The sequence below is a fragment of the Amycolatopsis acidicola genome, assembly GCF_007713735.2.
GTDB classification, from domain to species: domain Bacteria; phylum Actinomycetota; class Actinomycetes; order Mycobacteriales; family Pseudonocardiaceae; genus Amycolatopsis_E; species Amycolatopsis_E acidicola.
In genome coordinates this window covers 14,547-39,502 of the sequence record NZ_VMNW02000053.1, presented here as the reverse complement: position 1 = coordinate 39,502, position 24,956 = coordinate 14,547, and the positions used below count along the sequence as shown (strand labels likewise).

Here is a 24,956-nt window from a genome sequence, read left to right as displayed (position 1 = left end):
GCGGCCTCCTGGTGCAATCGGCGTGGTACCGACCACGGTGAACCACTCGGATGGCGGTGTCATCGTGTGCACGGAACAATCCTCTCGCGTTCTTCTGGTGCTCGCAGAACAGGGCGTTGACTTCGACCTAACTGGAGGATGCAGGCTTGTCGCATGCGCGCTGTGTGGTTGAAGGAGTTCGGCGGTCCCGAGGTGCTGCTGCCGGGGGAGGCGCCGGATCCGGAGCCGGGGCCGGGGCAGGTCCTGATCGAGGTGGCCTACGCGAACATCACGTTCGTGGAGACGCAGCTGCGCGCGGGTGGGCCCGGGCCGTTCACCCCGAAGCTGCCGGTGATCCCCGGCAACGGGGTCGGTGGGGTCGTCGTCAGCGGCACGGACCCCACGCTGCTCGGCGCGCGCGTGGTGACGAGCCTCAGCGGCTCGGGCGGGTACGCCGAGCGGGTTGTGGTGCCCGCGTCCGCGCCCTTCATCGTGCCGGACGGCCTGGCGCTGGACGACGCCGTCGCGCTGCTCGCCGACGGCCGGACGGCGATGGCCCTGATCCGGGCGGCGGAGATCCGGCCGGGGGAGCGCGTGCTGGTGGAGGCCGCCGCCGGTGGCGTGGGCAGCCTGCTGGTGCAACTCGCCCGCGCGGCCGGCGCGACCGTGCTGGGCGCCGCCGGTGGCGCGCGGAAGACCGAGGTCGTCGAGGAACTCGGCGCCGTGCCGGTGGACTACACGAGGCCGGACTGGACGTCCACAGTGGACCCGGTGGATGTCGTTTTCGACGGCGTGGGCGGGGAAATCGGCCGCGCCACCTTCGCCCTGACCCGCGACGGCGGGCGTTTCTTCAGCTACGGCCTGGCCAGCGGAGAGTGGACGCCCGTCGACGAGGCCCGCGATGTCCACGTACACCGCGGGCCGCTCGGCACGCCGGAGGAACTGCGCGCGCGCACCGCGGAAGTCCTCCGCCTCGCCGCGCAGGGAGAGGTGCTACCCGTTGTGGGCCAACGCTTCCGACTCGAAGAAGCCGCCGAAGCCCACCGCGCGATCGAGAACCGCCTGACGGTCGGGAAGACGCTATTGATCGTGTGACGGCTGGCCCGCTTGCCCGGACAGCTGGACCCAGCGGGCCGAGCGGAAGATTTCGCGGATGTGCGCTCGCCGGATGGGATGGCAGTGGGCGAGCAGCAGCATGCCGGGCAGCCGGTGCCAGAACCTCAGATCGGGCTCCAGAAGGGTGGCCACGCGCAGCAACTCTTCCCGGCTTCTGCGGACGGTTTTGTAACTGGCCCGGGCAGTCCTGCGTTCGGTTCGCGCGTACAACTCCGATAAAAGCACGAAACCGTGCACCGGATGAAGTGCCACCCGCCAAATGAGCTTCCGGAACTCCTCCCGGAATTCCTTCAGGAGTTCGGCCGTGTCGACGAGTTCGATACTTCCCTCCGGATGTACGTTCAGCAGCCACAGCACCAAGTCGGCCGCGACGTCGCGGAGGTTGTCACGCTCGCGAAGTGACTGTTGATCGTCGAACCAGGTGCAGATCGCCTCGATGGCCAAGCGCCGGTGCACCGGATGGGAAACCAGCGCCAGCATGGTCCCGATGACGGCGACTTTCACCTGTTTGCTGTTCGTGCGTGCGATTTCTGTGAGCCGTCCGAGCGCGGTTTGGGGGTCTTGAACGAATCGCCAGCCGTACACCATCGCAGCAGTCGCTCGCCTGTTCAGGCCGGTTCCCGTGACCCATTCATCGAGGGTTTGTTCGACCAGCGGCCGCAGGTTGTGCTCTTCGCTCAGGCGGTACAGAGTCGCGGCCGCGAGCCTTCGATGGCGCAACGATCCGTGCGCCGCCAGTTTGTGTACCGTTCTGAGCGGCTCGTGTGCGGGTACATCCACGATGACGGTGCAAAGTGCTTTGACGGCAGCCTCGTGCTCATCGGCCCGGCACATCCAGTTGAGCAGCAGGTTGTGGTCGAGGTGATATTGCCCCCAGAACCGGCGCAGCACGGCCTGTGCCCAGTCCGGCCGGGTGAACCGGACGGTTTGCTCGCGAAGTCCCGGATGCACGGGATGGTCTCGTTCGATGGTTTTGGCCTTGATGGTCCGCAGCAGTTCGTCTTTGGGTTTGGGAAACACCCGCCGTGGGCGGAGGGGCTTCTCCCCGGTCGACTCCGCGTCACGGACCAACGCGTCCAGCTCCACCGCCAGTTCTGCGACCCGGTCGAAGGGCTTTCCCTCCAGCAGCGAGACGGCCAGGAACATCGTGTACTCGACGGTCGACCACCAGTCATCGATGAGATTGGCGATCGTGCGTTCGACGTCTTCGTCGAGCCTGCGAAGTGCGTCTTCACCGGCGGAGGGGTCGGAAAGGATCTCGATCGCCAACTCGCCCGCGTGAACCGCCTTGCTCGGCGGATCCCCGACCGCCAGCTTGACCGCCAGTTTGTCATGCAAGATCGCGATGCAGTCCGCGGACCGTGTGCCGAGGCGGTGACGGATCACCCCCTCGGCCACCTTGAGTGGATCAGGTGGTTTGACGCCGACGGCAAAACCGTTTGCCACCTGGGGAACTTCGTTCGGGTCGTCGAGAACGATGACCAGCCGGCACGCCTTCGCCCGGATCAAACTCTGTGCCTGTACTAAGTCGGCGTCCCGTATCGGGGTCGCACCCGGGCCCGTCGAATCCCAGATATAGCCGTCGTTCTCCCGGAAGTCGGTTTCCTTGAAACCGGCCAGTGAGCGCGTGTCATCGAGATGCACTATTCGGGCACAGCCGAGGTCCAGGAGCAGTCGTTGCCCTGCGGTCTGTCTGCCCGATCCTGAGCCGTGCAGGACGACCACGGAACGATTGCGCAGGATCGTTTTCGCCTGTTCGTACCCGTCCGGTGCAACGAAGCGATCCCTTAACTCAACGACCTCTTCTTCGTTGACCTGCCATGAAAGTGCGTCCCGCTCCGGTGGCTGGATCGAGTGAAAAAAGCCCGTGACTGTGACGTCGCCATGTATCTCACCAGCCTGCACGCTCCCGTCTGCGTTGCCTTCGACTTTGTTCTCGCTCGTCTTCGCCGGTGTCTCGGTCATGACGGGCTCGTCCCGAGGTGCACGTCACCGCGGATGCCGCCTACCTGGATGCTGTTCCGCATGCTGCCGTTCACGACGTTCCGGACCGTGCCCGCCTCCTCGGGTTCCGGCGCCGCACCGGCGAATTCCTTGAGGCTGCGCGCATCGAACCCGGGAACACGAACCCAGGCCGGCTGGTGGTACTCCTTTTCGTCGACCTGGATCTCGGCGAAGTCGGCTTGCCGGACCAGCTTCGTGTAGTCACCGCCGAAGGCCTCGCGGAACGCCGTCGCGGACACGATCAGCCCGCTGCTCACCGAACCGTCAGGACGCTCTTCAAGGCACTTTTCCACTATTCCCTTGAAGGCCCGGGAGTTGAGCAGCCTGCCCCGCCAGATCTTGGGTGAGTAGTAGCCCGCCGAGTCGCCAACGGCGCCGACATCGACGGCAAGGCGCAGTCTGGTTTCCGGCTTGCGCCAACGGTTGTGTTTCGTGGCAAGTTCGTCCAGACGGTGGCTGAGGTCGAGGACCCGGCCGAGATCCCGACTCGGGAAAGTGTAGAGAGCTCCGTCGCCGGTGTGCTCTTTTTCCAGTATCTCCTCGGGGTGGATACCGCTTTCCGAAAGCGCCGTCTCCATAATCTCCGACAACGCCCGCGAAAGCGCGTCGAGATGGTAACCGGGGTTCGTCGCCGAGGCTACGACGTCGATACCGAGTAACGTCCTGGTCTCCGGCAGCAGGTTCATCCACACTCCCCAACTCGTCGATCCTGATGATCGAGTGTGCGTCGAGCGGGGAGTGCCTTCTACCTGAAATCAGGGAGATACCGCTTGTCGGAACATCATTTTCGACCACGGAGGAAGTCCTCCAGCCGGTCCGCGTCCGGCAGGACGTAGCGCAGGCGGCCCGTCCGGAGGAGCCCGCTCTCCCGCAACGTCTTCAGTGCCGCATCGACCGTCTTGTTGGAGGCGACCACGGCCTTCGCCAGGTCGCCCTGGACGATGCCGCGCACAACGATCTCCCTGCCGTCCTGGTCTCCGAAAGAGCGCGCCCAGGCCAGTAACTGTGCGGCCACCCTGGTCGTCACGTCCTGGGAAGCGATGGCGAGCTGCCGCCGGTCGGCGTTGTGCAACCTACTGCGGAGCGTGGCGTTCAGCAGGACCAGGACGTCACGATCCTGCTCCGTCAACTCGCGAAAGACCTGTGCGGCAACGCGGACCACCGCACCGCTGTGATGACCGATCACGGTGGCGCTGCGCGGTCTGCGCTCCAGTACACCGAGTTCGCCGATGAGTTCGCCGGGGCCGTATGGCCCAGCGACAACCTGGGCGCCGTTCCGCTCGGACAGCACGACCTTGAGCGATCCGGATTCGATCAGGAGGACATCCTTGCTGTTCTCTCCGAAGGACATCAAGGTCTGCCCGCGCCGGAACGCCGTCCGTCGCCCGGCCGCGCGGAGGCGTTGCCGGGCCCGTTCCACCGCCGGGTCCACCACGATCACATGTTGCCAAGCCGGGGCTCACCGCGGACGAGCTTCGGGCCGGTTCACTCCTTCGGCCGAGCGTGGTGATCACTGTTGCTGCGCGACAGTCTCCGGCCGGTAGGCGTACACGGTGTTGCCGTCCTTGGTGATGTACCAGTCTGCGTCGCAGAGGAGGGTGGCCTTCGTGTGTGTCGTGGTGGGCCACCAAGGGGTTGAGAGCGTCGGCGCCTTCGCCGGGGGCGACGATGCCTGGCAGGAGCTGAGCAGCTCCGTGTCGTCCAGGCGCATCTTGAGGATCCGCTCGGTGCCGGTGGTGCGGACCGCCTCCGAGATCGCGCGCGCCTGGTCCGGCACCCATCCCGGCAGCCGGACGTCGTCGTCGGTCTTGCCTGCCGCGCCGGTGTCGTAGTCGACCGTCTTCACGTGCCCGTTCGTGTTGTCGCCGATCGCGTCGACGACGCCGCAGCCGGCGAGGGTGAACAGCGCCGCCACACCGATTCCGGTGCGCGCCAACCAGTTTTCGATCATGAGACGAGTCAACCGCCACGACCGGGTGCCGGGGCTCCGTCGACCGGCCGGAGCGCATCGGCCGATCGGCTAGACCGGTTGCAGCCACGCGTGATCGCCGACGCGAACCTCGCCGGGGCGGGTGGCGCGCATGATCACGCCGAACTTGTTGTCGTGCTGCTCGATCAGCCAGCGCTGCAGTTTCGGCCAGCGCTCCTTGCCCGCCGGATCCCAACTCGGGACAGCGCACCGGATGCACGGCCCCGCGCGGTCGCCCACCACCTCGAGGATCACGTCGCCGATCGTGAGCGTGGTGCCGAATCCCCAGTCCTGCTCGGCGAACGCGGGCGCGTCCAGCGAAAGGTGGATGTTCGGCCGGAAGCGGGCCAGCTCGACGGGCGCGGCCAGCTCCTCCTCCAGCGCCTTGAGCGAGGCGTCGATCGTCACCAGCACCGTCGGGCCGCGGTCGGACTGGCTCGGGGCGCTGCGCAGTTCCAGCGGGATGCCGAGGGATTCGGTGAGCGTCGCTGTCAGGCCGGGGTCCGTCCACGACCATTCCTTGCCGTCGGGCGCACGCAGCGTCGGCGACTCGGCCGCACCGTCGTAATGCGCGTGCCACGCCAGGAGTTCCTGATTCTGCCGCACAGTCAGCACCCGGCCCGCGCGCTTTTCCCGGAGATCGACCAGCGCGTGCGCGCGATCGCCCACCATGCCGCGCTCGTCGAAGCGGGCGGCGGCCACTTCCTCGCCACGCAACGACTTGACGGGCCAGCGCGTCAGCTCCTGAACGGATCCCTCGAACACCCGGCCAGTTTAGCCGCGATCACGACCACCGAAGCGCGATCAGCTGGGTGATCAGCGCCAGCCGGGAATCCGGGTCGTCGAGATCGAGCGGGACGAGTTCCAGCAGGCGCCGCATCCGGTAGCGGAAGGTGTTGGGGTGGATGCGCAACGCCTGCGCCGCGGCGCGCGGATCGCCGGGGAAGCGGAGCCATTCGTAGAGCGTGTCCAGGTACTGCGTGTGGTTCGCCTTGTCGTGCTCGCGCAACTGCTCCAGCGGCCCGAGTTCGGTCACCCGCGCCGAGCCCGAAGCCGTCGCGGCGCGGTGCAGGACCAGCGCCGTCCACAGGTCGTCGAAACTGCCGACGCGCCCCGGCAACAGCCCGGCCCGCAGCAGGCCCAGCGTCTCCTCCGCTTCGGCGCGGGACCGGGCGAGGTCGGCGATGTCCACCGGCGAACCCGCCGCCACCCGCTGCGTGCCGTCCAGCGCCGCCCGGAGTTCGGCCCACGAGCCCGATCCCTCGCCGTCCGGCACGACGGCGTAGAGCAACCCGCCGAGTTCGGTCGCGACGGGCCGGCGGCCGATGCCCTGGGAAATCCGTTCCAGCAAAGCCAACCGCAGCCCTTCGCCGTCCGGGGCGTCCCCGCCCTGCGCGTCGATCACGACCACGCGGTGGGGTTCCTCCGTCAGCTCCAGTTCGGCGATCGCCTTGCGGGGGCCGACTTTCCCTTCCAGCACGGCACGTAACAACTCCGCCGACGCGCGACGCCGCGAGTCCGCGTGCGCGCGGCGGCGCAACAGGTGGAGCGCGACGATCGGCGCGGTGTCGGCGAACGCGGAGGCACGCTCATCGGGCACCGGGCCCGCGACGACGGCCCACATCGAGCCGAGCAGTTCACCGCCCATCCGGATCGGCACGATCAGCCGCGGCAGCGTGCCATCCCGTTGCGCCGGCACGAAAATCGTCTGCCTGCCCCGGGAAAGCTCCCGGAACACCCCGCGCGAGCGGAACCGCGCCAGCACGTCGTCCGGGATCCGGCGGCCCATGATCGTCGACACGCGGGCGGGGTCGGTGAGGTCCTGGCGCGCGGAGTAGGCCAGCACGCGAGAGTTGACGTCCTCGATGGTGACGGGCGCGTCGACCACCGACGCGACGGCGTCGGCCAGCCGGAACAGGTCGCCCGAGCCGGGATCGCCGTCCTCCAGCGCGTCGGTCTCGTCGGCGACCGCGTCGAGGACCGTGCGCAGCAACCAAACCAGCTGCGCCCACGACGTCGCCGCCCGCACTTCGATCAGCGCGATACCGGCGTTCTTCGCCGCCCGCCGCACACCCGACGCCAACGGCGGTTTGAGGAGGACGGCCGCGGCGTTGCGCTCGGCGCTGTGCCGGATCAACGCGGTCGCGTCAGCCACCGCGACGCCGAGCACGAGGTCCCCCGCCGCGACCTGTGCGGAGGCCCCCGGCTCGGCGATCACCACGTCGGAAACCGCGGGACACCTTTCCGGCAGCCACACGGCATGCAGCAGTGTCGGCCCGACCCGGTCGACCACGTTCCGCACGGAAACCGCCATTTCCGCAGCATAACGGCCTATCGCCGCAACAGTGCCCCGAACGCGTCCCAGAGCGGCCCGGCCTTGTCGTCCACGGCCGCCGTGCGGCGCCAGCCGACGATGCCGTCGGGACGGACCAGGCTCGCGCCGCCCTCGTCGAGCCCGTAGCGGGCGGCGAAAACCCGTTCGGGGTCCGCGAAATCCACTCCCGCTTCGTGACAGGCGATGGCCACACCCGCCGCCGCCGACACGTCGTTCGCCGCCGCGTGCCAGCCGGGACCGTTGGCCAGCAGCACCCAGCCATGCCCGAGCAGGTCCACAATGGACCGGCCGTCACCGAAGGGCACATGCGGCGCACGGAAACCGGCGCGCCCGCTCGGCTCGTTCGGGTTCTCCACCGGGCTCGGATCGTCGTCGTCGGCCAGCACCGCGCTGGAGCGGTACCGGAAGCCCAGCGCGATCCCGATCTGGTCGGTCGGCTCGCCGACTCCGGTCAGATCCAGCTCCGGCTTCAGCCGCTCTTTCGCGTTGTGCAACGACGTGTCGACCACCATCTGGGCGATCGGCCGCCGCTCCGCCTCGTACGTGTCGAGCAGCCCCGGCCCAGCTTCGCCCCGAAGCACCGCCGCGAGCTTCCACGCGAGGTCGTGCCCGTCGCCGACCGCCGTGACGCCGCCCATGCCGCCGGTCGGTGGGGTCACCTTCGCCGCGTCACCGACCAGGAACACCCGCCCGGAGCGGAATTCGCGGGCGATCCGCGCCGCCATCTCCCATGCCCCGGCCCACCGGATCTCGGGCCGCAGCTCCGGCAGGTCGGTGGCGAGCCGGATCAGCTCCACGAGCCGTTCCTCCGGGTAGTCGGCCAGTGTTTCCCCGCGTTCGGGGTGGTAGTCGGTGCCGAACACGTACCGGCCGGGCCCATCCGTGTTGACCAGCGCGCCGGTGAACGACGGGTTCCGCAGGTAGTAGAGGTCGGTGACGTCCGGCTGCATCCGGTCGCCGAGATCCGCCTCGAACACCACCCCGATCGAATCCGCGATGCCGCCGAGGCCCGTGGTTTCGATCCCCAGCCGCTCCCGGATCCGGCTCCGCCCACCGTCGGCCGCGACGAGATACCGCGCCCGCACCCGGTACGGCTCGCCGTCCGGTGGCTCGACGACCGCCGTCACGCCTTCGCCGTCCTGCTCGAACGACGTCAGCGTGGTGGAGAACCGCACGTCCGCGCCGGACTTTTCGGCCCGCGCCAGCATGATCGGCTCGACCATCTCCTGCCCCGCCATGCCCCACGGTGTGCCGGCGGCGGCGCTGAGGTCGATCTCCGCCATGTCCTGCAACAGGCTGTGGAACACCTGCCCGCCGAGGCTCGACGCGATCGTGATCCGCAACCCCTGCGAAGCCCGCTTGCTGACGCCGAGGACCTCTTCGTCGATCCCGGCCCAGCGGAACAGTTCCATCGTGCGCGGACTCTGCCCTGACGCGCGCGGATGCAACGCCGTGCTCGCGTGCCGCTCGATCGTCAGCACTCGCACTCCTTGCTGCGCAAGGAACATCGTGGCGCTCAGCCCGCCGAGGCCCGCGCCGGTGACCAGCACGTCGACCTGCTCTTCCCGCATGATCTACCCCTTCCCGTGAATCTCCCTGACAAGAAATCTTAGTGACTGAGAGATTTAGTTGGCAAGGGGTATCACGTCCTGGGAACGGTTGGGGCCACCCGGTGCCCTGGCTAGCGTCGGACGCCATGACGAGCAACGAGGCATGGTCCTTCGAGACCAAGCAGATCCACTCCGGCGCGGCACCCGATCCCGCCACGGGTGCGCGCGCGACGCCGATCTACCAGACGACGTCCTATGTGTTCCGCGACAGCCAGCACGGGGCCGACCTGTTCAGCCTCGCCGAGCCGGGGAACATCTACACCCGCATCAACAACCCGACCCAGGACGTGCTCGAACAGCGCGTCGCGGCGCTCGAAGGCGGGGTCGCGGCGCTCGCGTTCGCCTCCGGCACGGCCGCCACCAACGCGGCGATCCTCAACCTCGCGAACGCCGGCGACCACTTCGTGTCCAGCCCGAAGCTCTACGGCGGCACCTACAACCTGTTCCACTACACGCTGCCCAAGCTCGGCATCGAGGTCACCTTCGTCGAGGACCAGGACGACCTCGAGCAGTGGCGCGCCGCGATCCGCCCGAACACCAAGCTGCTGTTCGGCGAGACCCTGGCCAACCCCGGCAGCGATGTGCTCGACATCCGCGGCGTCGCCGACGTCGCGCACGAGGCCGGTGTCCCGCTCGTCGTCGACAACACGATCCCGACGCCGTACCTGCTGCGTCCGATCGAGCACGGCGCCGACGTCGTGATCCACTCCGCGACCAAGTACCTCGGCGGCCACGGCACCACCGTCGCGGGCCTGCTCGTCGACGCCGGCACCTTCGACTTCGGCCAGTACCCGGAGCGTTTCCCCGGCTTCACCGAGCCGGACCCGAGCTACCACGGCCTCAAGTACTGGGAGGCGCTCGGCCCCGGCGCGTACGCGGCGAAGGCGCGTGTCCAGCTGCTGCGCGACACCGGCGCCGCCATCGCGCCGCTGAACAGTTTCCTCATCCTGCAAGGGATCGAGACGCTGTCGCTGCGCCTGGAGCGGCACGTGTCCAACGCCAAGGCGCTGGCCGAGTGGCTCGAACAGCGCGACGAGGTCGAGCGCGTCTACTACGCGAGCCTGCCGTCGAGCCCCCACCACGCCGCCGCGCGGAAGTACCTGCCGGGCGGGGCGGGCGCGGTGCTGTCGTTCGACCTGCGGGGCGGGGTCGAGGCGGGCCGTAAGTTCGTCGACGGGACGGAGCTGCACAGCCAGCTGGTTAACATCGGAGATGTGCGCAGCTTGATCGTCCACCCCGCCAGTACCACCCACAGCCAGCTCACCCCGGAGGAACAGCTGGCCAGCGGCGTCACGCCGGGCCTCGTGCGCCTCGCCGTCGGGCTGGAAGGCATCGAAGACCTCAAGGCCGACCTGGAGGCCGGGTTCCGCGCCGCCAAGGCGGCTTTGTGACTGGAGTACCGGATCTCCCGCCCGCCACCGGAGCGTGGCGAGCGGGAGACCCGCCGGGCCGGCGGCACTGGGTCCGCCACGATGGGCAGCTGCGCCTGGAAGCGGGCGGCACGCTGCCCGGGTTCGAGCTGGCCTACGAGACCTGGGGCAGGCTCAACTCCGACGGCACCAACGCGGTGCTGATCGAGCACGCGGCAACGGGGGACAGCCACGCGGCAGGCGAAGCGGGGCCTGGGCATCCGACGGCGGGCTGGTGGGACGGGCTGATCGGGCCCGGCCGCGCGCTGGACACCGACGAGCTGTTCGTCGTGGTGCCCAACGTGCTCGGCGGCTGCCAGGGCTCGACCGGTCCCAGCTCGCCCGATCCCGACGGAAAGCCTTGGGGCAGCAGGTTTCCCACCATCACGGTGCGGGACCAGGTGGCGACCGAGGCCGTACTGGCCGACGAGCTGGGCATCGAGCGCTGGGCGCTCGTGCTCGGCGGTTCGATGGGTGGGATGCGGGCGCTGGAGTGGGGCGTGACCCTGCCGAACAGGGTGGCCTCGCTGCTGGTGCTGGCCGCGCCCGCGGCGGCTTCGGCGGACCAGATCGCCTGGGCTTCCCCACAGCTGCACGCCATCCGCTCGGACCCCGGGTGGCGCGGCGGCGACTACTACGACGCGGCTCCCGGCGAAGGGCCGCATCGCGGGCTCGGCGTGGCGCGGCGCATCGCGCACGTGACCTACCGGAGCGAGCCGGAGCTGTCCCAGCGCTTCGGCCGCCGTCCGCAGGGGGACGGGCGCTACGCCATCGAGTCCTATTTGGACCATCACGCGGACAAGCTCGTGCGGCGCTTCGACGCCAACAGTTATCTGCTGCTGACCGAGTCGATGAACCACCACGACGTCGGCCGCGACCGGGGCGGGATCGCCGCCGCGCTGTCGAGGATCACCGCGCGCACGGTGGCCGCCGGGGTCGACAGCGACCGGCTGTACCCGCTCTACCAGTCACAGGAGCTGGCCGCGGGCACCCCGGGCGCCGGTGAGGCGGCGGTGATCACCTCGCCGTACGGCCACGACTCGTTCCTGATCGAGACGGCACAGGTCGCGGCGTTGATCAAGGAGTTGCTCGGCTGAGCCTCACGGGGTCTTGAGCAGGCCACCGTCGACGACCCAGTTGGAGCCCACCGCGCTCGGCATCGTCGGAGACGCCAGCAGGAGCACCGCGCGGGCGATCTCGGACGGCTCGATGAGCGTGCCGGTGACCATCCCGGTCTGCTCGGGCAAGGCCGCCAGTAACGTGTCGTGCTCGACCCCCATGCTTGCGGCCAGGCGCCCGGCGTAGCCGTCCGCGCTCGTCAGCAGCGGAGTCCGCACGCCGCCGGGCGTGACGACGTTGACCCGGACCTCCGATTCCCCCGTTTTTTCCGCCAGCCCGCGAGAGAAAGCGGCCAGTCCGGCTTTGGCCGCGACGTAGGACAGCGGGGCCCCGCGCGGGTCGCGGGCCGCGCTCGAACCGATGTTGACGACCGCACCGCGCGACCGTGACAGCGCCGGCATGGCGGCGCGGGTCAGTTCCACCGGGGCGCGGAGGTTCAGCGCGAGAACGTCTTCCCAGGACTCGCTCGGGCCGCCGAAGGGGTCGAGGAGGTCCGCGGCGGACGGCTCGCCGCCGCCCGCGTTGTTGACGAGGACGTCCAGGCGCGGATCCGTCTCGAAGACGGTGTCGAGCACCGCCTGCGGCGCACCGGGTTCGGTGAGATCGGCGGACACGAACGTGGCGCCCGTGGCCTCGAGTTCGGGCGTGCACTTCCGGGAAACAGCGACGACTTCGGCGCCTTCGCCGACGAAGGCCACCACGATCGCGAGCCCGATACCCCTGCTCGCCCCGGTCACGAGGACGCGTTTTCCCGCAAGATCCAGATCCATGCTCGGTGCTCCTGTTCCAGCGATGATCTGACCCTCTAACTGAAACATGCGAGTCGCAGTTAGGTCAATAAAGAACACTTGTGTGTATCGAATGTAAGCTGATCCGGGACGTGGGAGGTCACATGAACGCAGCTGCCGGGGCGAAGCGGATGCGGGCGGACGCCGAGCGCAGCACGGTCCGGATCCTGGAGGCCGCGGAGGAGGTGCTGGCCGTCGACGCGAACGCGACGCTGGAGCGGATCGCCGACGCGGCGGGTCTCGCGCGCGCCACTGTGCACCGCCGGTTCGCTTCACGCCAGGCGCTGCTGACGGCGCTGACCGACCGGCTCAACGAGCGCTACCTGCAGGCGATCGAGCAGGCGCGCGTGGCGACCGCGCCGCCCGTAGTCGCCCTGCACCGGCTGACCGAACTGCTCTTCGAGCTCAAGATCGGAAACCGGGCGATGATGGAGTTCACCGCGGACCCGAAGACCGGGATCACGCCCTTGAGCGAGCCGGTGCTCGCCGGGCTCGGTCTGCTGTTCACGCGGCTGCACGAAGCGGGTGAGATCACCGCCACCGATCCGGAGTGGTGCCGCCAGGTCTACGTGGCGATCGTGTGCGTGGCCGACCTGTTGCCCTCGGAATCGCCGGCACTGGCCGCGGGCGAACCGGGAGCGCGGGCCGACCTGACGTTCCGGACCGTGCTGGCCGCACTGGGGTCGAATCGTCCACAGTAGACAGCGACGGTCAGTCCGCCAGCGCATCGTAGACCCAGCTCGTGACCGGGAGGTCGCGGTCGAGGCATTCGGCGGAAAGCCGGATCGTCCAGCGCAGCGCCTGCAGCACCAGGCTGTCCACTTCGTCCGGTGCCGCACTGGAAAGGGCGATTTCCACCTGTTCCTCGGCCGCTTCGGTGTTCCCGTGCACCTCGGCCAGAAGGGTGCGGACAGCCGTCCGCACCGGCGGATCGGCTTCGTCGATCGGGACCTCTTCCCCGGCTTCGTCGAAGACCTGGACCTTCACCGGCGCGCTGCCCCCGTCGCCGAGGACCGACACCATTGAGCTGCACTCACCGAACAGCAGCAGCATCAGCTCCCGCATCTCCGCCGTGCGGTCGGGTTCGTCGGCCGCCGACGGTGCCGCCTGGTCGAGTGCTTCGTCGTCCCGGCCGAGCCGCATCGCGACGAGGGCGCGCTGCGCCTTGGTCACGAGGTCCCGCTGCTCGTCGCTCACCCGTCCTATCAAACACCAGAGGCACCTGGTTTGGGCTAGTGCGAAGAACGGGTGAGTCAGCCGAGCGCGTGCAGTGCACCGAGTGCCAACTGTCGCAACAGATCGGCGAGCTCGCTGTCATCCAGATAGCGGTTGTACGGGGTCGAGTTGATCAGCCCGAACACGGCGTGTGCGGACGAGCGGGCGCGGCGCTCGGTCACCCCGGGGACGGCGTCGCGGATCGCGCGCACCCACACCTCGACGTACCGGCGCTGCAGCGCGCGCACCTGTTTGCGGTCGGCGTCGGTGAGGTTGCCGAGGTTGCGCTCCTGCACGGTGATCAGCGACGGCTGGGTCAGCGCGAAGTTCACGTGGAAGTCGACCAGCTCGCCCAGTACCTGCTCCGGGTCCTCGGTGGCGTCGGCACGCGCGCTGCCGCCGTCGAGCAGGTAGTGGCTGATCGAGTTCAGCATCTCCCCGAGCATGGCGTCCTTGCTGCGGAAATGCCGGTACAGCGCGGGGCCGGAGATGCCGACCGCGGCGCCGATGTCGTCGATGCCCACGCCGTGGAACCCGTGCCGGGCGAACAGCTCCGCCGCGGCGGCCAGGATCTGCTCGCGGCGGCTCGGCTTCGCTCCGTTGATCAAGGGGGTGGACACGAAAACCATGCTATCGGGTCAGGTTGCCGATCCGGCCGTAAAGCAGGCCCGCCAGATCAACTGGCGGCCGACCTGCGGTTGTCGATAGCCGTGGCTGTCGGTCGGATTGGCAACAGTCGGCGCAGCGCGACCGCTAACCTTTCGCGGTTCGTTGCCGCATCGCCTACTAAAAGGGGGTCCGCGTGACAAACGACCCTGGTATGTCTTTACCTGGTTGATCACTGACAGAAGGGGCTTCCCTGCCATGCGCGTCCCCACAGTGTTGAGAACGATGACCGTCGCCGCTGTCGCCTCGCTCGCGGCACTCGGCCTGACCGGCGTCGCCGACGCGGCGACCGTCAACTACGTCGCGCTCGGCGACTCCTACTCCTCGGGGGTCGGTGCCGGGTCCTACCTGGATTCGAGCAGTTGCAAGCGCAGCGCCAACGCGTACCCGGAGCTCTACACCAAGGCGTCGGGGGCATCGCTCAGCTTCCAGGCCTGTTCGGGGGCCAAGACCTCCGATGTGCTGAACAACCAGGTCGGCGCGCTCAGCTCCAGCACCACCCTGGTGTCGATCAGCGTGGGCGGGAACGACGCCGGCTTCTCCAGCGTGATGGAGGACTGCATCCTCGGCGGTGACTCCGGCTGCAAGACCGCCGTCACCAACGCGGAGACCTACGTGAACAACACGCTGCCCGGCCTGCTCGACAACGTGTACTCGACGATCCGGAGCAAGGCGCCGAACGCCGAGGTCGTCGTACTGGGGTACCCGCACTTCTACAAGATCGGCGGTTCCTGCTCGGTCGGGCTTTCGGACACCTCGCGCGGCTACATCAACGGCGGGGCGGACGCGCTCGACACGGTGATCAAGCGGGAGGCGAACGCCGCGGGCTTCACGTTCGCCGACGTGCGTTCGGTGTTCACCGGGCACGAGATCTGCTCGGGCTCCGCGTGGCTGCACAGCGTGACCTACCCGGTCGACGAGTCGTACCACCCGACCGCCACCGGGCAGTCCTCCGGCTACTACGCCACTTTCAAGTCCGCGATCTGACCCGGTCCCCCGGCCACCGGTGCGGCTGCACGCCGTGCCGGTGGCCTTTTCGTGCCACTGGACAGGCGACGTTAGTCAGCGTTAACATCGTGTCGTAGGTTAACGGCGACTAACGTGAGGCGGTATGGACACCCCGACGCTCACCACCACCGCGGATCCGCGGAGCGAGGGTTATGCGCGCAACGTGACAGCGCATGCCGAGCTGGTCGAAGATCTGCGCAAACGCCTGGCCGCGGCGCGGCTCGGCGGGCCGGAGAAGTCCCGCGTCCGCCATGTGGAACGAGGCAAGCTGCTGCCGCGCGATCGCGTGGACGCGCTGCTGGACGAGGGATCGCCGTTCCTGGAGCTGTCCCCGCTCGCCGCCAACGGCCTTTACGGCGACGAGGCGCCCGCCGCCGGGATCATCACCGGCATCGGCCGCGTCTCCGGGCGCGAGTGCGTGATCGTCGCCAACGACGCCACCGTCAAGGGCGGCACCTACTACCCGATGACGGTGAAGAAGCACCTGCGCGCCCAGGAAGTGGCGCTGCACAACAACCTGCCGTGCCTCTACCTGGTCGACTCCGGCGGCGCCTTCCTGCCCGCGCAGGACGAGGTGTTCCCCGACCGCGAGCACTTCGGCCGCATCTTCTACAACCAGGCCACCATGTCCGCGCGCGGCATCCCGCAGATCGCAGCCGTGCTCGGCTCCTGCACCGCGGGCGGCGCGTACGTCCCGGCGATGAGCGACGAGGCCGTGATCGTGCGGAACCAGGGCACGATCTTCCTCGGCGGCCCGCCTCTGGTGAAGGCCGCGACCGGCGAGGTCGTGACGGCGGAGGAGCTCGGCGGCGGTGACGTGCACTCCCGCCAGTCCGGCGTCACCGACCACCTGGCCGCCGACGACGCGGACGCGCTGCGCATCGTCCGGTCGATCGTGTCCACCCTCGGGCCGCGCAGCCCCCGCCCGTGGGACGTGCGGCCGTCCGAAGAGCCGGTGGTGGATCCGCGCCAGCTCTGCGGAGTGGTGCCGACGGATTCGCGCACCCCTTATGACGTAAGGGAAGTCATCGCGCGGATCGTGGACGGCAGCCGGTTCGCCGAGTTCAAGAAGGAATACGGCGCCACGCTGGTCACCGGGTTCGCGCACATCCACGGGCATCCGGTCGGCATCGTCGCCAACAACGGCGTGCTGTTCTCCGAGTCGGCGATGAAGGGCGCGCATTTCATCGAACTGTGCGACAAGCGCTCGATCCCCTTGGTGTTCCTGCAGAACATCAGCGGGTTCATGGTCGGCAAGGCCTACGAGGCAGGCGGAATCGCCAAGCACGGCGCGAAAATGGTCACCGCGGTGGCCTGCGCGCGGGTGCCGAAGCTGACCGTCGTGATCGGCGGCTCGTTCGGCGCGGGCAATTACTCGATGTGCGGGCGCGCGTATTCGCCGCGGTTCCTGTGGATGTGGCCCAACGCGCGGATTTCCGTGATGGGCGGGGAACAGGCCGCGCAGGTGCTTTCCGCCGTGCGGCGCGGTGACGACGACGAAGAGGCTTTCAAGGAAAGCATTCGCGCGCAGTACGAGGAACAGGGCAATCCCTATTACTCCACGGCGCGGTTGTGGGACGACGGCGTGATCGACCCGGCGGAAACCCGCACGGTGCTCGGGCTCGCGTTGTCGGTCGCGGCGAACGCGCCGCTGGAACCGGTCGGCTACGGCGTTTTCCGGATGTGATGAGCGTGTTCGACACAGTATTGGTGGCCAACCGGGGCGAGATCGCGGTCCGCGTGATCCGCACGCTGCGCGAGATGGGTATCCGTTCCGTCGCGGTGTACAGCGACGCGGACGCCGACGCGAGGCACGTGCGCGAAGCGGACGTCGCGGTGCGGATCGGCCCGGCGGAAGCGGCGAAGAGCTATCTGTCCATTCCGGACATCGTGCGCGCGGCGGTGGACAGCGGCGCGCAGGCCGTGCACCCCGGATATGGCTTCCTGGCGGAGAATTCGCGGTTCGCCGCCGCGTGCGCGGAGGCCGGGCTGGTGTTCATCGGCCCGCCGGCCGACGCGATCGACGCGATGGGCGACAAGATCCACGCGAAGGCCAAGGTCTCGGCCGCGGGGGTACCGGTGGTACCCGGGTTGTCCTGGGAAAACAGGGCGGACGACCCGGATGTCTCAGCGGCCGCCGCCGAGGTCGGTTACCCGCTGCTGCTCAAGCCGTCCGCGGGCGGTGGCGGCAAGGGCATGCGGCTGGTGACCGACCCGGCGGATCTCCTCCCGGCGGTGGAATCCGCGCAGCGCGAGGCGAAATCGGCGTTCGGCGACGACAGGTTGTTGCTGGAGCGGTTCGTCACCGATCCGCGGCACATCGAGATCCAGGTGCTCGCCGACGCGCACGGCACGGTGCTGCACCTCGGCGAACGGGAGTGCAGCCTGCAGCGGCGGCATCAGAAGATCATCGAAGAGGCACCGTCGGTGCTGCTGGACGAGGAAACCCGCCAGCGCATGGGCGCCGCCGCGGTGGAGGCCGCGCGGTCGGTCGGCTACACCGGCGCCGGCACGGTCGAATTCATCGTGTCCGCCAAGGCGCCGGACGAGTTCTTCTTCATGGAGATGAACACCCGGCTGCAGGTGGAGCACCCGGTGACCGAGCTGGTGACGGGGCTGGACCTCGTCGAATGGCAGGTCCGGGTCGCCGCCGGTGAGCCGCTTTCCCTTACCCAGAAGGACATCCGTCTCAACGGCCACGCCGTCGAGGTGCGTGTGTACGCGGAGGATCCGGCGCGCGGGTTCATCCCCACCGGCGGCACGGTGCTCGCGCTCGGCGAACCGGCCGGGGTGCGGGTCGATTCCTGGCTGGCCGAGGGTGCTGTGGTGGGGTCGAACTACGACCCGATGCTGGCCAAGGTGATCGCCTGGGGCCAGGACCGGGCGTCGGCGCTGCACCGGCTGGACAGGGCGCTCGCGGAGACCTCGGTGCTCGGGGTGACGACGAACGTTTCCTTCCTGCGCGCGCTGGTCCAGGACCCGGATGTCCAGAGTGGACAGTTGGACACCGGTCTCGTGGAACGGCGGCTCGACGCGCTGGTCGAACCGAAGCGGGTCGACGAGTTCTTCGTCGCCGCCGCATTGGACAGGCTTGTGCAGCTGATGCCGTCCGGGCCCGTGGTCGACCCCTGGGAGGTGCCGACCGGCTGGCGGCTCGGGGCTCCCGGCGGGGTGACTTTCCGGTTGCGTGCGGGCGAAAACGAAGCGCTGGTCCGGGTCGAGGGCACTCCCGAAGCCGCGAGGGTCAGCGTGGACGACGCCGAGCCGGTGGAGGTTTCGGCCCGGTTGCGCGGAAACACGCTCGAACTCCGGTACGCGGGCGAATTCCGCCGGTACCTGCGAGCCGTCGACGGTGATCTGTGGCTGGCCCGTGACGGGCGCGCGATCGCCGTCGGGGAGCGGCCGAACCTGTTGTCCACACATGCGGATGTGGATGAAGGCGGCCCGGTGGTGAGCCCGATGCCGGGCACTGTCCTGATGGTGAAGGTCTCGCAGGGGGAGGCCGTGACCGCCGGGACGCCGCTGGTCGTCGTGGAGGCGATGAAGATGGAGCACACCGTGGTCGCACCCGTCGACGGTGTGGTCGGAGAACTGCTTGTCCAGGCGGGCCAACAGGTCGCGCTGGACGAAACACTGGCCGTGGTGACCCCGGAGGCGGGAAGATGATCGACTTCAGGCTCGGCGAAGAGTACGAGGCGCTGAGAAAGACCGTGCACGATTTCGCGCAGACGGAGGTCGCGCCGGTCATCGGTGAGTTCTACGAGCGCGAGGAGTTCCCGTACGACCTCGTGGCGCAGATGGGCGCGATGGGGCTGTTCGGCCTGCCGTTCCCCGAGGAGTACGGCGGGATGGGCGGCGACTACTTCGCGCTCTGCATCGCGCTGGAGGAGCTCGCCCGGGTCGACTCGTCGGTCGCGGTCACGCTCGAGGCCGGTGTTTCGCTGGGCGCCATGCCGATCTTTCGCTTCGGCAGCAAGGAACAGAAGGAGCGCTGGCTGCCCGCGCTGTGCGCCGGCACTTCGCTGGGCGGGTTCGGCCTGACCGAACCCGGCGGCGGTTCCGACGCCGGTGCCACCCGCACCACGGCGAAACTCGACGGCGACCAGTGGGTGATCAACGGGAGCAAGGCGTTCATCACGAACTCCGGCACCGACATCACCTCGCTGGTCACGGTCACCGCCGTGACCGGGCGGAAACCCGATGGCAGCAAGGAGATCTCCACGATCATCGTGCCTTCGGGCACGCCGGGGTTCGAGGTGGCGCGCAAGTACTCCAAGGTGGGCTGGAACGCGTCCGACACCCACGAACTGTCCTTTTCGGACTGTCGGGTGCCCGCGGAGAACCTGCTCGGGGAGCAGGGGCGCGGGTACGCGCAGTTCCTGTCCATCCTCGACGAAGGACGGGTGGCGATCGCCGCGCTGAGCGTCGGGCTGGCGCAGGGGTGTGTGGACGAATGCGTGAAGTACGCGGGTGAGCGCGAAGCGTTCGGGCAGCACATCGGCAGCTACCAGTCGATCCAGTTCAAGATCGCCGACATGGAGGCGAGGGCCCACACCGCGCGGCTGGCCTACTACGCGGCGGCGTCGAAGATGCTGCGCGGGGAGCCGTTCAAGAAGGAGGCGTCCATCGCGAAGCTGGTGTCCTCCAACGCGGCGATGGACAACGCCCGCGACGCCACCCAGATCTTCGGCGGGTACGGGTTCATGAACGAGTTCCCGGTGGGGCGGTTCTACCGGGACGCCAAGATCCTCGAGGTGGGCGAAGGCACCAGCGAAATCCAGCGGATGCTCATCGCGCGCGAGCTCGGGCTGCACTGAGCGTCCGTTGGTTGGCTTGCGGGCGCACTGTCGTTCGGGCGCACTGTCGTTCGGGCGCGCCATCGTTCGAGCGCGCTGAGGAGGGCGGCGACTACGTCGGCGCCGCCTTTCCTGCAGCACGTGATGCTGGGCCGACCCCCAATACGCGGTCCAGCCCTGAACGGAGTGTGTCAGCAGCCCGCTGACACTTCGCTGACATCCAGCGCCGCGGCCGCCCCGCCGAGGCCGCGCCACATCCGACCGAGGCCGCCCCACAGCCGCGCCACCCTCACCACAACTCCCACCGAGGCTCCACCGCCGCGGACCGCAGCCCGCGGCTCAAGCGCTCCTGGCTGCCTCCGCCAAGATGCGTTCCGCTTGCGGCGCGAGGATGGTCGACCCCATCTCGCGCAGTTCGTCCCTTGCCTGGCGGGCCAGGGCGACCGCGTCCCGCCGGTCCCCGCCGTGCCAGAGCGCGTCCGCCAGCCAGATCAGCGAGCTCGCCGCGGCCCGGCGGTCGCCGAGGTCCGTGAAGATGTCGTGCGAACGGCGGGCGGTCGTCGCGGCCTCGCAGTACCTGCCTTGCGCCGTCTCGACCCGGCTCCGCAGCTGCAGCAGCCAGCCCTCGTCGTGCGGGTTGCCGGTCAGCAACGGGGCCGCGTCGGCGCAGGCGGCGTCTGCCGTGTCGACGTCGCCGAGCCGGAGCGCCGCGCGCGCCAGCTCGCGCAGCAACCCCGCCGAAAGGGACGGCACGCTCAGCGTCGCCGCCTCCTTGCTCGTCTTCTTCAGGATCCACACCGCTTCCCGCGTGCGGTCCACCTGCTGCAGCGTCTGCGCCAACGTGCGATTGGCCATGCACCGCGCGATGAGGTCCGGCCCGGACTCGCCGATCTCCACCGCACGCTCGGCCGTCGCCAGGTCCGGCTCGTTGCGCATCAGCCGGCAGAACGCCACCCCGGTCAGGCTGAACACGAGTTCCGTGGTCGCCCCCAGCTCCTCGAACGCCTTGGCGCACGCGACGAACGTCCGCTCGGACTCGCTGACGTCCTCGGCCAGCGACGCCTCCGCGCGCCCGTAGTCGGCCCGCCACGCCACCAGCTCGTCGCCAGCGGCCCGCGCCGTCTCGGCGATCCGACGCCGGATCGCCGCCAGCATCTCGAACCCGCCGCCCAGGTGCAGCGCCGGCACGACGAGGTCCGCGAGCCTGGCCGCGTCGGCGTGCCAGCCCGCTTCGCAAGCCTGGTCGATCACCGACAGCAGCAGATCCCGTTCCCGCGCCGCCCACGCGCCGGGCGGGCAGTCGAGCGGTGGCAGGTCCACCTCGGGACGGCTGGTGCCTTGGTACGGCTGGAGTTCCTCCGTCCACCGCGCCGCTTCCCGGTGCACCTCCTCGCCGCGCGCGAGCAGCACGTCGAGCAGGCTGCGCAGTGAAGGTGTCTGGTCCTCTTCGGACGCGACGTCCTGCGCGAAGAGTGCGACGAGGTCGTGCGTGCGATAGCGGGCATTGCCGCACGGCTCCAACAACGCCGACGCCGTGAGCGCCTCGACCAGCCGCTCACCGTCACTGCCGTCGGTGACCGCGCCGAGCGCCCAGGCCTGGAAACCCGTGCGCGGCAACAAAGCCGTCCGCCGCAGCGCGACCTGCGCGGGCGCGGCGAGGCCGCCGTAGGTCAGCGCCAGGCTGGCGCGGACCTCCATCCCTTCCACCGCAAGCTCGTCCAGCCGGGTCCGCTCACCGCGTAGCCGCTCGACGAGCGTGCTCAACGGGGCGTCCGGCCGGAGCGACAGCCGCGCGCCCGCGATCCGCAACGCCAGCGGCAGCGCCCCGCACAACCGCACGAGTTCCTCGGCGTGCTCGCGTTCGGCCTCCACGCGGTCCGCGCCGATCATCTGGTTCAACATCCGGATTCCGCTGGCCGTGCGGAGCGGGTCGATGCGCAGCCGCCGTCCACCCGGGAGGTCCAGCAGCGAACGCCGCGACGTGATCAGCACGCCGCAGCCGCCCGTGCCCGGCAGCGCGGGGGCGATCTGCGCCGCTTCGGCGGCGTCGTCGAGCACGAGCAACACGCGCTTGTCGGCCAGGCGCGCCCGCAGCGCGGCCGAGCGCGCGCCTGTCCGCGCCGGGACCTGGCCCGCCGGGAGCCCGCTTGCCAGCAGGAGTTGTTCGAGCAGTTCGTGCGCGGAGGCGCGGCCGGAATGCCGGTCGTACAACGTGGCGAACCACTGCCCGTCGGGATAGCGGGCGCGCAGCCGGTGCGCGGCCTGGATGGCGAGGGTGCTCTTGCCGACGCCGGGCTGCCCCCAGACCACCAGCAGCCGCGTGGTTTCGCCGGGTTCGAGCAGCTCGCCGATCCTGGCCAGGGTGGCCCGGCGGCCGACGAAATCCTCGATCCGCGCGGGCAGCTGGCACACCGGCTCCCAGCGGGTGTCCTCGGCGGTGAGTGCCGCCGCGTGGAGCTCTCGCAACTGGGCGCCGGGCTCCACGCCCAGTTCTTCGGCCAGCACCGCGCGCGCATTCGCATACACCGCAAGCGCTTCCGCCTGCGCGCCGGTCTGGTGCAGCGCGCGCATGAGCTGCGCCCAGAACTGCTCACGCAACGGATACCGCTGGGTGAGCCGCCGCAGCTCCGGCACCGCGACGGCGGCCTGACCGGCCTCCAGGTCCAGCTCGATGCGCCGGCTCAACGCCGTCAGCCGCAACTCCTCCAGCTCTTCCCGCTCACGCTCCGCCAGCGGGGAGAGCGCCAGATCGTCGGCCCAGAGCCCGAGGGCCGTGGCGAGGCGGGCGCGTTCCGTCGCTTCGTCCGGCGCGTGGCAGGCGGCCTCGGTGAGCGTGGTGAACTCGACCAGGTCCAGCTCGCCCTCGGCGACCTCGATGCGATAGCCGCCGGGCTCCGCGCGGATGCGGTCGGCGTCGCCGAGCGCGGCGCGCAGGCGTTTGACCAGCACGTGCAGGCTGTTGATGGCGTTCTTCGGGCGGCGCTGCCAGATGGCGTCGATCAGATCGTCGGCCGGGACGACCTCGCCGGGGTGCGCGAGCAGGGTGGCGAGCAGGGTCCGGTTCAGGCGTGACCGGAACTCCAGCGGTTTCCCGCCCGTTTCGACGGAGAACCGGCCGAGCAGGCGGAAACGCCAGGTCGCTCGCTGGTTCGGCATCTCCACGGCGTGCTCTCCATTGACGGGCTTCGCAGGTGAAGACGATACGGAATCCTGACTCGTTGCCGCGCCCGCACCCCTGTGATAAAAATACCGGTATAATTATACCGTCGAGGAGATCCCGTTGATCGAGTTGAAGACCGAGGGCGAGCTGGCGGTGCTGCGCGAAGCGGGCCGGTTCGTCGCGAGAGTACTGCAGGCGCTGCGCCGCTCCGCCGCGGTCGGCACGAGCCTGCTGGAGTTGGACGAGCAGGCCGCGGACCTGATTTCCGACGCCGGGGCGAAGTCGTCCTTCCTGCACTACCACCCGCGCTTCGCGCCCAGCCCGTACCCGGCGGTGCTCTGCACGAGCGTGAACGACGCCGTCGTGCACGGAATCCCCACCGATTACCGGCTGCGCGACGGCGATCTGCTGAGTGTGGATTTCGGCGCCTCCATCGACGGCTGGCATGGCGACGCGGCGATCAGCTTCATCGTCGGCACGGCTGATCCGGCGGACGAGAAGCTGATCGAGACCACCGAGCGCGGGCTGGCGGCGGGCATCGCGCAGCTCGAACCCGGCAACAAACTCGGCGACGTGTCGCACGCGGTGGGTGTCGTCGGCCGCGGCGCGGGCTACGGGCTGCTGGCCGATCACGGTGGCCACGGCGTCGGCCGGGCGATGCACGAAGAGCCGCACGTGCCGAACGAAGGCCCGGCAGGCCAGGGGATCGGGCTGCGGCCGGGAATGGTGCTCGCGATCGAGCCGATGTTCGTGGCCGGCGGGCGCGACGACTATCGCTACGGCGAGGACGGCTGGACGTTGTTCACGGTCGACGGCACCCGCGCGGCGCACGTCGAGCACACGGTGGCCGTCACCGAGGAAGGCCCGCGCATCCTCACCGCGCTCTGAAGCGCCACCCTTGTTACACCTGCTGGTAAATCCGTCTCAAGACCGGCAGGATGTCCGGCATGGCAAAGACGCTGCACGACAAGGTCATCGTCATCACCGGGGGCGCGCAGGGCATCGGCGCGCGCACCGCGAAGGCATTGGTGCGTGAGGGCGCGCGCGTGGTCATCGGGGACGTCGACGAGGCGCGCGCCGAGAAGACGGCGGGCGAACTGGGCGGCGAAACCCTCGCGCTGCGGCTCGATGTCACCGACACCAAGGCGTTCACCGCTTTCCTCGACGAGGTGGAGCGGCGGCTCGGGCCGATCGACGTGCTGATCAACAACGCCGGGATCATGCTGCTCAACCCGCTGGAGCGGGAGGACGACGAAGCCACTTCGCGGCAGCTGGACATCAACCTGCACGCGGTCATCCACGGCACCAAGGAAGCCGTGCGCCGGATGCGGCCGCGCGCCCGCGGGCACATCGTGAACGTCGCGTCACAGGCCGGCAAGGTCGGTTTCCCCGGCGCCGCAACGTATTGCGCCACCAAGCACGCGGTGGTCGGGCTGTCCGAGGCGGTACGCCAGGAGCTGCGCGGGTCCGGTGTGGACATTTCGTGCGTGATGCCGACCGTGGTGCGCACCCACCTCGCCGACGGGCTGGTGGAGACGAAGCTGTTCAAACCGGTGCTGCCCGAGGACGTGGCGACCGCGATCGTGGCCACGATCAAGGAGCCGAAGTTCGACGTGTTCGTGCCGCGTTCGCTGGACCTCACCGGGCGGCTCGGCCGGATCTTCCCGCGTTCGCTCGCGGAGTGGTTCATGCGGACCATCGGGGCGGATAAGGTGTTCATGCAGGCGCACGCCGGCGAGCGCGCGGAGTACGAAGCGAAGGTGCGGCACTCTTGATCACTTT

General features: G+C 69.3%; 21 protein-coding genes. 10 read left to right on the top strand and 11 right to left on the bottom strand.

From position 1 onward, the window contains the following. Positions 1 to 153 precede the first annotated feature (153 nt). Complete coding sequence (locus FPZ12_RS28825) at positions 154 to 1,074, top strand: zinc-binding dehydrogenase (protein WP_144751056.1); 921 nt, start codon at positions 154 to 156, stop codon at positions 1,072 to 1,074. Here FPZ12_RS28825 and FPZ12_RS28820 read toward each other — a convergent pair. From FPZ12_RS28820 to rdmE, 7 genes are all read right to left on the bottom strand, one after another. Further along, positions 1,060 to 3,060 carry a hypothetical protein gene (locus FPZ12_RS28820; protein WP_144751054.1) on the bottom strand — a complete coding sequence of 667 codons (2,001 nt, stop codon included), beginning with the start codon at positions 3,058 to 3,060 and terminating at the stop codon, positions 1,060 to 1,062. The genes FPZ12_RS28825 and FPZ12_RS28820 overlap by 15 nt on opposite strands. Continuing rightward, entirely contained in the window at positions 3,057 to 3,785 is a 729-nt protein-coding gene (locus FPZ12_RS28815) for a hypothetical protein (RefSeq protein WP_144751052.1), read from the bottom strand. The genes FPZ12_RS28820 and FPZ12_RS28815 overlap by 4 nt, the downstream gene beginning before the upstream one ends. Before the next feature lie 95 nt (positions 3,786 to 3,880). Beyond that, complete coding sequence (locus tag FPZ12_RS28810) at positions 3,881 to 4,534, bottom strand: Crp/Fnr family transcriptional regulator (protein WP_144751051.1); 654 nt, start codon at positions 4,532 to 4,534, stop codon at positions 3,881 to 3,883. Positions 4,535 to 4,609: 75 nt separating this feature from the next. Continuing rightward, entirely contained in the window at positions 4,610 to 5,050 is a 441-nt protein-coding gene (locus FPZ12_RS28805) for a hypothetical protein (RefSeq protein WP_144751048.1), read from the bottom strand. A gap of 69 nt (positions 5,051 to 5,119) precedes the next feature. Then, entirely contained in the window at positions 5,120 to 5,833 is a 714-nt protein-coding gene (locus FPZ12_RS28800) for an MOSC domain-containing protein (protein WP_144751046.1), read from the bottom strand. A 19-nt stretch (positions 5,834 to 5,852) separates the two neighbouring features. Beyond that, on the bottom strand, positions 5,853 to 7,382 hold the full coding sequence (locus FPZ12_RS28795; RefSeq protein ID WP_144751045.1) for a PucR family transcriptional regulator: 1,530 nt from the start codon (positions 7,380 to 7,382) through the stop codon (positions 5,853 to 5,855). Positions 7,383 to 7,399: 17 nt separating this feature from the next. Further along, positions 7,400 to 8,974: an aklavinone 12-hydroxylase RdmE gene (gene rdmE / locus FPZ12_RS28790; RefSeq protein ID WP_144751043.1), complete on the bottom strand. Its 1,575-nt coding sequence runs from the start codon at positions 8,972 to 8,974 to the stop codon at positions 7,400 to 7,402. 125 nt (positions 8,975 to 9,099) lie between these two features. Here rdmE and FPZ12_RS28785 point away from each other — a divergent pair, with 125 nt between their 5' ends. Beyond that, complete coding sequence (locus tag FPZ12_RS28785; protein WP_150980542.1) at positions 9,100 to 10,404, top strand: bifunctional o-acetylhomoserine/o-acetylserine sulfhydrylase; 1,305 nt, start codon at positions 9,100 to 9,102, stop codon at positions 10,402 to 10,404. Continuing rightward, positions 10,401 to 11,519, top strand: a complete 1,119-nt coding sequence (gene metX, locus FPZ12_RS28780; RefSeq protein ID WP_144751039.1) for a homoserine O-acetyltransferase MetX — start codon at positions 10,401 to 10,403, stop codon at positions 11,517 to 11,519. The genes FPZ12_RS28785 and metX overlap by 4 nt, the downstream gene beginning before the upstream one ends. Positions 11,520 to 11,522: 3 nt before the next feature. On the opposite strand, the gene FPZ12_RS28775 is transcribed toward metX, so the two are convergent. Next, the gene (locus FPZ12_RS28775) at positions 11,523 to 12,311 is read right to left on the bottom strand and encodes an SDR family NAD(P)-dependent oxidoreductase (protein WP_144751037.1); all 789 of its coding nucleotides are present in this window, start codon (positions 12,309 to 12,311) and stop codon (positions 11,523 to 11,525) included. Between the two features lie 122 nt (positions 12,312 to 12,433). On the opposite strand from FPZ12_RS28775, the gene FPZ12_RS28770 reads away from it, so the two are divergent. Then, the gene (locus tag FPZ12_RS28770; protein ID WP_144751035.1) at positions 12,434 to 13,030 is read left to right on the top strand and encodes a TetR/AcrR family transcriptional regulator; all 597 of its coding nucleotides are present in this window, start codon (positions 12,434 to 12,436) and stop codon (positions 13,028 to 13,030) included. A gap of 10 nt (positions 13,031 to 13,040) precedes the next feature. Here FPZ12_RS28770 and FPZ12_RS28765 read toward each other — a convergent pair whose 3' ends face one another. Together FPZ12_RS28765 and FPZ12_RS28760 are read right to left on the bottom strand one after the other, a co-directional pair. Next, positions 13,041 to 13,472 carry a hypothetical protein gene (locus tag FPZ12_RS28765; protein ID WP_243770083.1) on the bottom strand — a complete coding sequence of 144 codons (432 nt, stop codon included), beginning with the start codon at positions 13,470 to 13,472 and terminating at the stop codon, positions 13,041 to 13,043. Positions 13,473 to 13,582: 110 nt separating this feature from the next. Next, the gene (locus tag FPZ12_RS28760) at positions 13,583 to 14,173 is read right to left on the bottom strand and encodes an SACE_7040 family transcriptional regulator (protein ID WP_144751031.1); all 591 of its coding nucleotides are present in this window, start codon (positions 14,171 to 14,173) and stop codon (positions 13,583 to 13,585) included. Positions 14,174 to 14,435: 262 nt separating this feature from the next. Between FPZ12_RS28760 and FPZ12_RS28755 the strand changes: the two genes are divergently transcribed. The 4 genes from FPZ12_RS28755 (at position 14,436) to FPZ12_RS28740 (ending at position 20,035) form a co-directional block, all read left to right on the top strand. Further along, positions 14,436 to 15,197 carry an SGNH/GDSL hydrolase family protein gene (locus tag FPZ12_RS28755; protein WP_243770080.1) on the top strand — a complete coding sequence of 254 codons (762 nt, stop codon included), beginning with the start codon at positions 14,436 to 14,438 and terminating at the stop codon, positions 15,195 to 15,197. A 124-nt stretch (positions 15,198 to 15,321) separates the two neighbouring features. After that, complete coding sequence (locus FPZ12_RS28750; RefSeq protein ID WP_144751029.1) at positions 15,322 to 16,905, top strand: carboxyl transferase domain-containing protein; 1,584 nt, start codon at positions 15,322 to 15,324, stop codon at positions 16,903 to 16,905. A gap of 5 nt (positions 16,906 to 16,910) precedes the next feature. Then, positions 16,911 to 18,884, top strand: a complete 1,974-nt coding sequence (locus tag FPZ12_RS28745) for an acetyl-CoA carboxylase biotin carboxylase subunit (protein WP_144751027.1) — start codon at positions 16,911 to 16,913, stop codon at positions 18,882 to 18,884. Then, positions 18,881 to 20,035, top strand: a complete 1,155-nt coding sequence (locus FPZ12_RS28740; RefSeq protein ID WP_144751025.1) for an acyl-CoA dehydrogenase family protein — start codon at positions 18,881 to 18,883, stop codon at positions 20,033 to 20,035. Before FPZ12_RS28745 ends, FPZ12_RS28740 begins: the two co-directional genes overlap by 4 nt. A gap of 318 nt (positions 20,036 to 20,353) precedes the next feature. On the opposite strand, the gene FPZ12_RS28735 is transcribed toward FPZ12_RS28740, so the two are convergent. Continuing rightward, positions 20,354 to 23,170, bottom strand: coding sequence for an AfsR/SARP family transcriptional regulator (locus FPZ12_RS28735; RefSeq protein ID WP_243770082.1), 2,817 nt, complete (start codon positions 23,168 to 23,170; stop codon positions 20,354 to 20,356). A gap of 124 nt (positions 23,171 to 23,294) precedes the next feature. On the opposite strand from FPZ12_RS28735, the gene map reads away from it, so the two are divergent. Together map and FPZ12_RS28725 are read left to right on the top strand one after the other, a co-directional pair. Further along, complete coding sequence (map, locus tag FPZ12_RS28730) at positions 23,295 to 24,062, top strand: type I methionyl aminopeptidase (RefSeq protein ID WP_144751021.1); 768 nt, start codon at positions 23,295 to 23,297, stop codon at positions 24,060 to 24,062. 50 nt (positions 24,063 to 24,112) lie between these two features. After that, on the top strand, positions 24,113 to 24,949 hold the full coding sequence (locus tag FPZ12_RS28725) for an SDR family oxidoreductase (RefSeq protein ID WP_144751019.1): 837 nt from the start codon (positions 24,113 to 24,115) through the stop codon (positions 24,947 to 24,949). The last annotated feature ends 7 nt before the right edge of the window (positions 24,950 to 24,956 follow it).

What these genes read in the sequence shown, in the direction of transcription:
- FPZ12_RS28825 (WP_144751056.1), top strand. Translation starts at nt 154, where the DNA reads ATGCGCGCTGTGTGGTTGAAGGAGTTCGGCGGTCCCGAGGTGCTGCTG.
- FPZ12_RS28820 (WP_144751054.1), bottom strand. Translation starts at nt 3,060, where the DNA reads ATGACCGAGACACCGGCGAAGACGAGCGAGAACAAAGTCGAAGGCAAC.
- FPZ12_RS28815 (WP_144751052.1), bottom strand. Translation starts at nt 3,785, where the DNA reads ATGAACCTGCTGCCGGAGACCAGGACGTTACTCGGTATCGACGTCGTA.
- FPZ12_RS28805 (WP_144751048.1), bottom strand. Translation starts at nt 5,050, where the DNA reads ATGATCGAAAACTGGTTGGCGCGCACCGGAATCGGTGTGGCGGCGCTG.
- FPZ12_RS28795 (WP_144751045.1), bottom strand. Translation starts at nt 7,382, where the DNA reads ATGGCGGTTTCCGTGCGGAACGTGGTCGACCGGGTCGGGCCGACACTG.
- rdmE (WP_144751043.1), bottom strand. Translation starts at nt 8,974, where the DNA reads ATGCGGGAAGAGCAGGTCGACGTGCTGGTCACCGGCGCGGGCCTCGGC.
- FPZ12_RS28785 (WP_150980542.1), top strand. Translation starts at nt 9,100, where the DNA reads ATGACGAGCAACGAGGCATGGTCCTTCGAGACCAAGCAGATCCACTCC.
- FPZ12_RS28775 (WP_144751037.1), bottom strand. Translation starts at nt 12,311, where the DNA reads ATGGATCTGGATCTTGCGGGAAAACGCGTCCTCGTGACCGGGGCGAGC.
- FPZ12_RS28770 (WP_144751035.1), top strand. Translation starts at nt 12,434, where the DNA reads ATGAACGCAGCTGCCGGGGCGAAGCGGATGCGGGCGGACGCCGAGCGC.
- FPZ12_RS28765 (WP_243770083.1), bottom strand. Translation starts at nt 13,472, where the DNA reads ATGCGGCTCGGCCGGGACGACGAAGCACTCGACCAGGCGGCACCGTCG.
- FPZ12_RS28760 (WP_144751031.1), bottom strand. Translation starts at nt 14,173, where the DNA reads ATGGTTTTCGTGTCCACCCCCTTGATCAACGGAGCGAAGCCGAGCCGC.
- FPZ12_RS28755 (WP_243770080.1), top strand. Translation starts at nt 14,436, where the DNA reads ATGACCGTCGCCGCTGTCGCCTCGCTCGCGGCACTCGGCCTGACCGGC.
- FPZ12_RS28750 (WP_144751029.1), top strand. Translation starts at nt 15,322, where the DNA reads ATGGACACCCCGACGCTCACCACCACCGCGGATCCGCGGAGCGAGGGT.
- FPZ12_RS28740 (WP_144751025.1), top strand. Translation starts at nt 18,881, where the DNA reads ATGATCGACTTCAGGCTCGGCGAAGAGTACGAGGCGCTGAGAAAGACC.
- FPZ12_RS28735 (WP_243770082.1), bottom strand. Translation starts at nt 23,170, where the DNA reads ATGCCGAACCAGCGAGCGACCTGGCGTTTCCGCCTGCTCGGCCGGTTC.
- FPZ12_RS28725 (WP_144751019.1), top strand. Translation starts at nt 24,113, where the DNA reads ATGTCCGGCATGGCAAAGACGCTGCACGACAAGGTCATCGTCATCACC.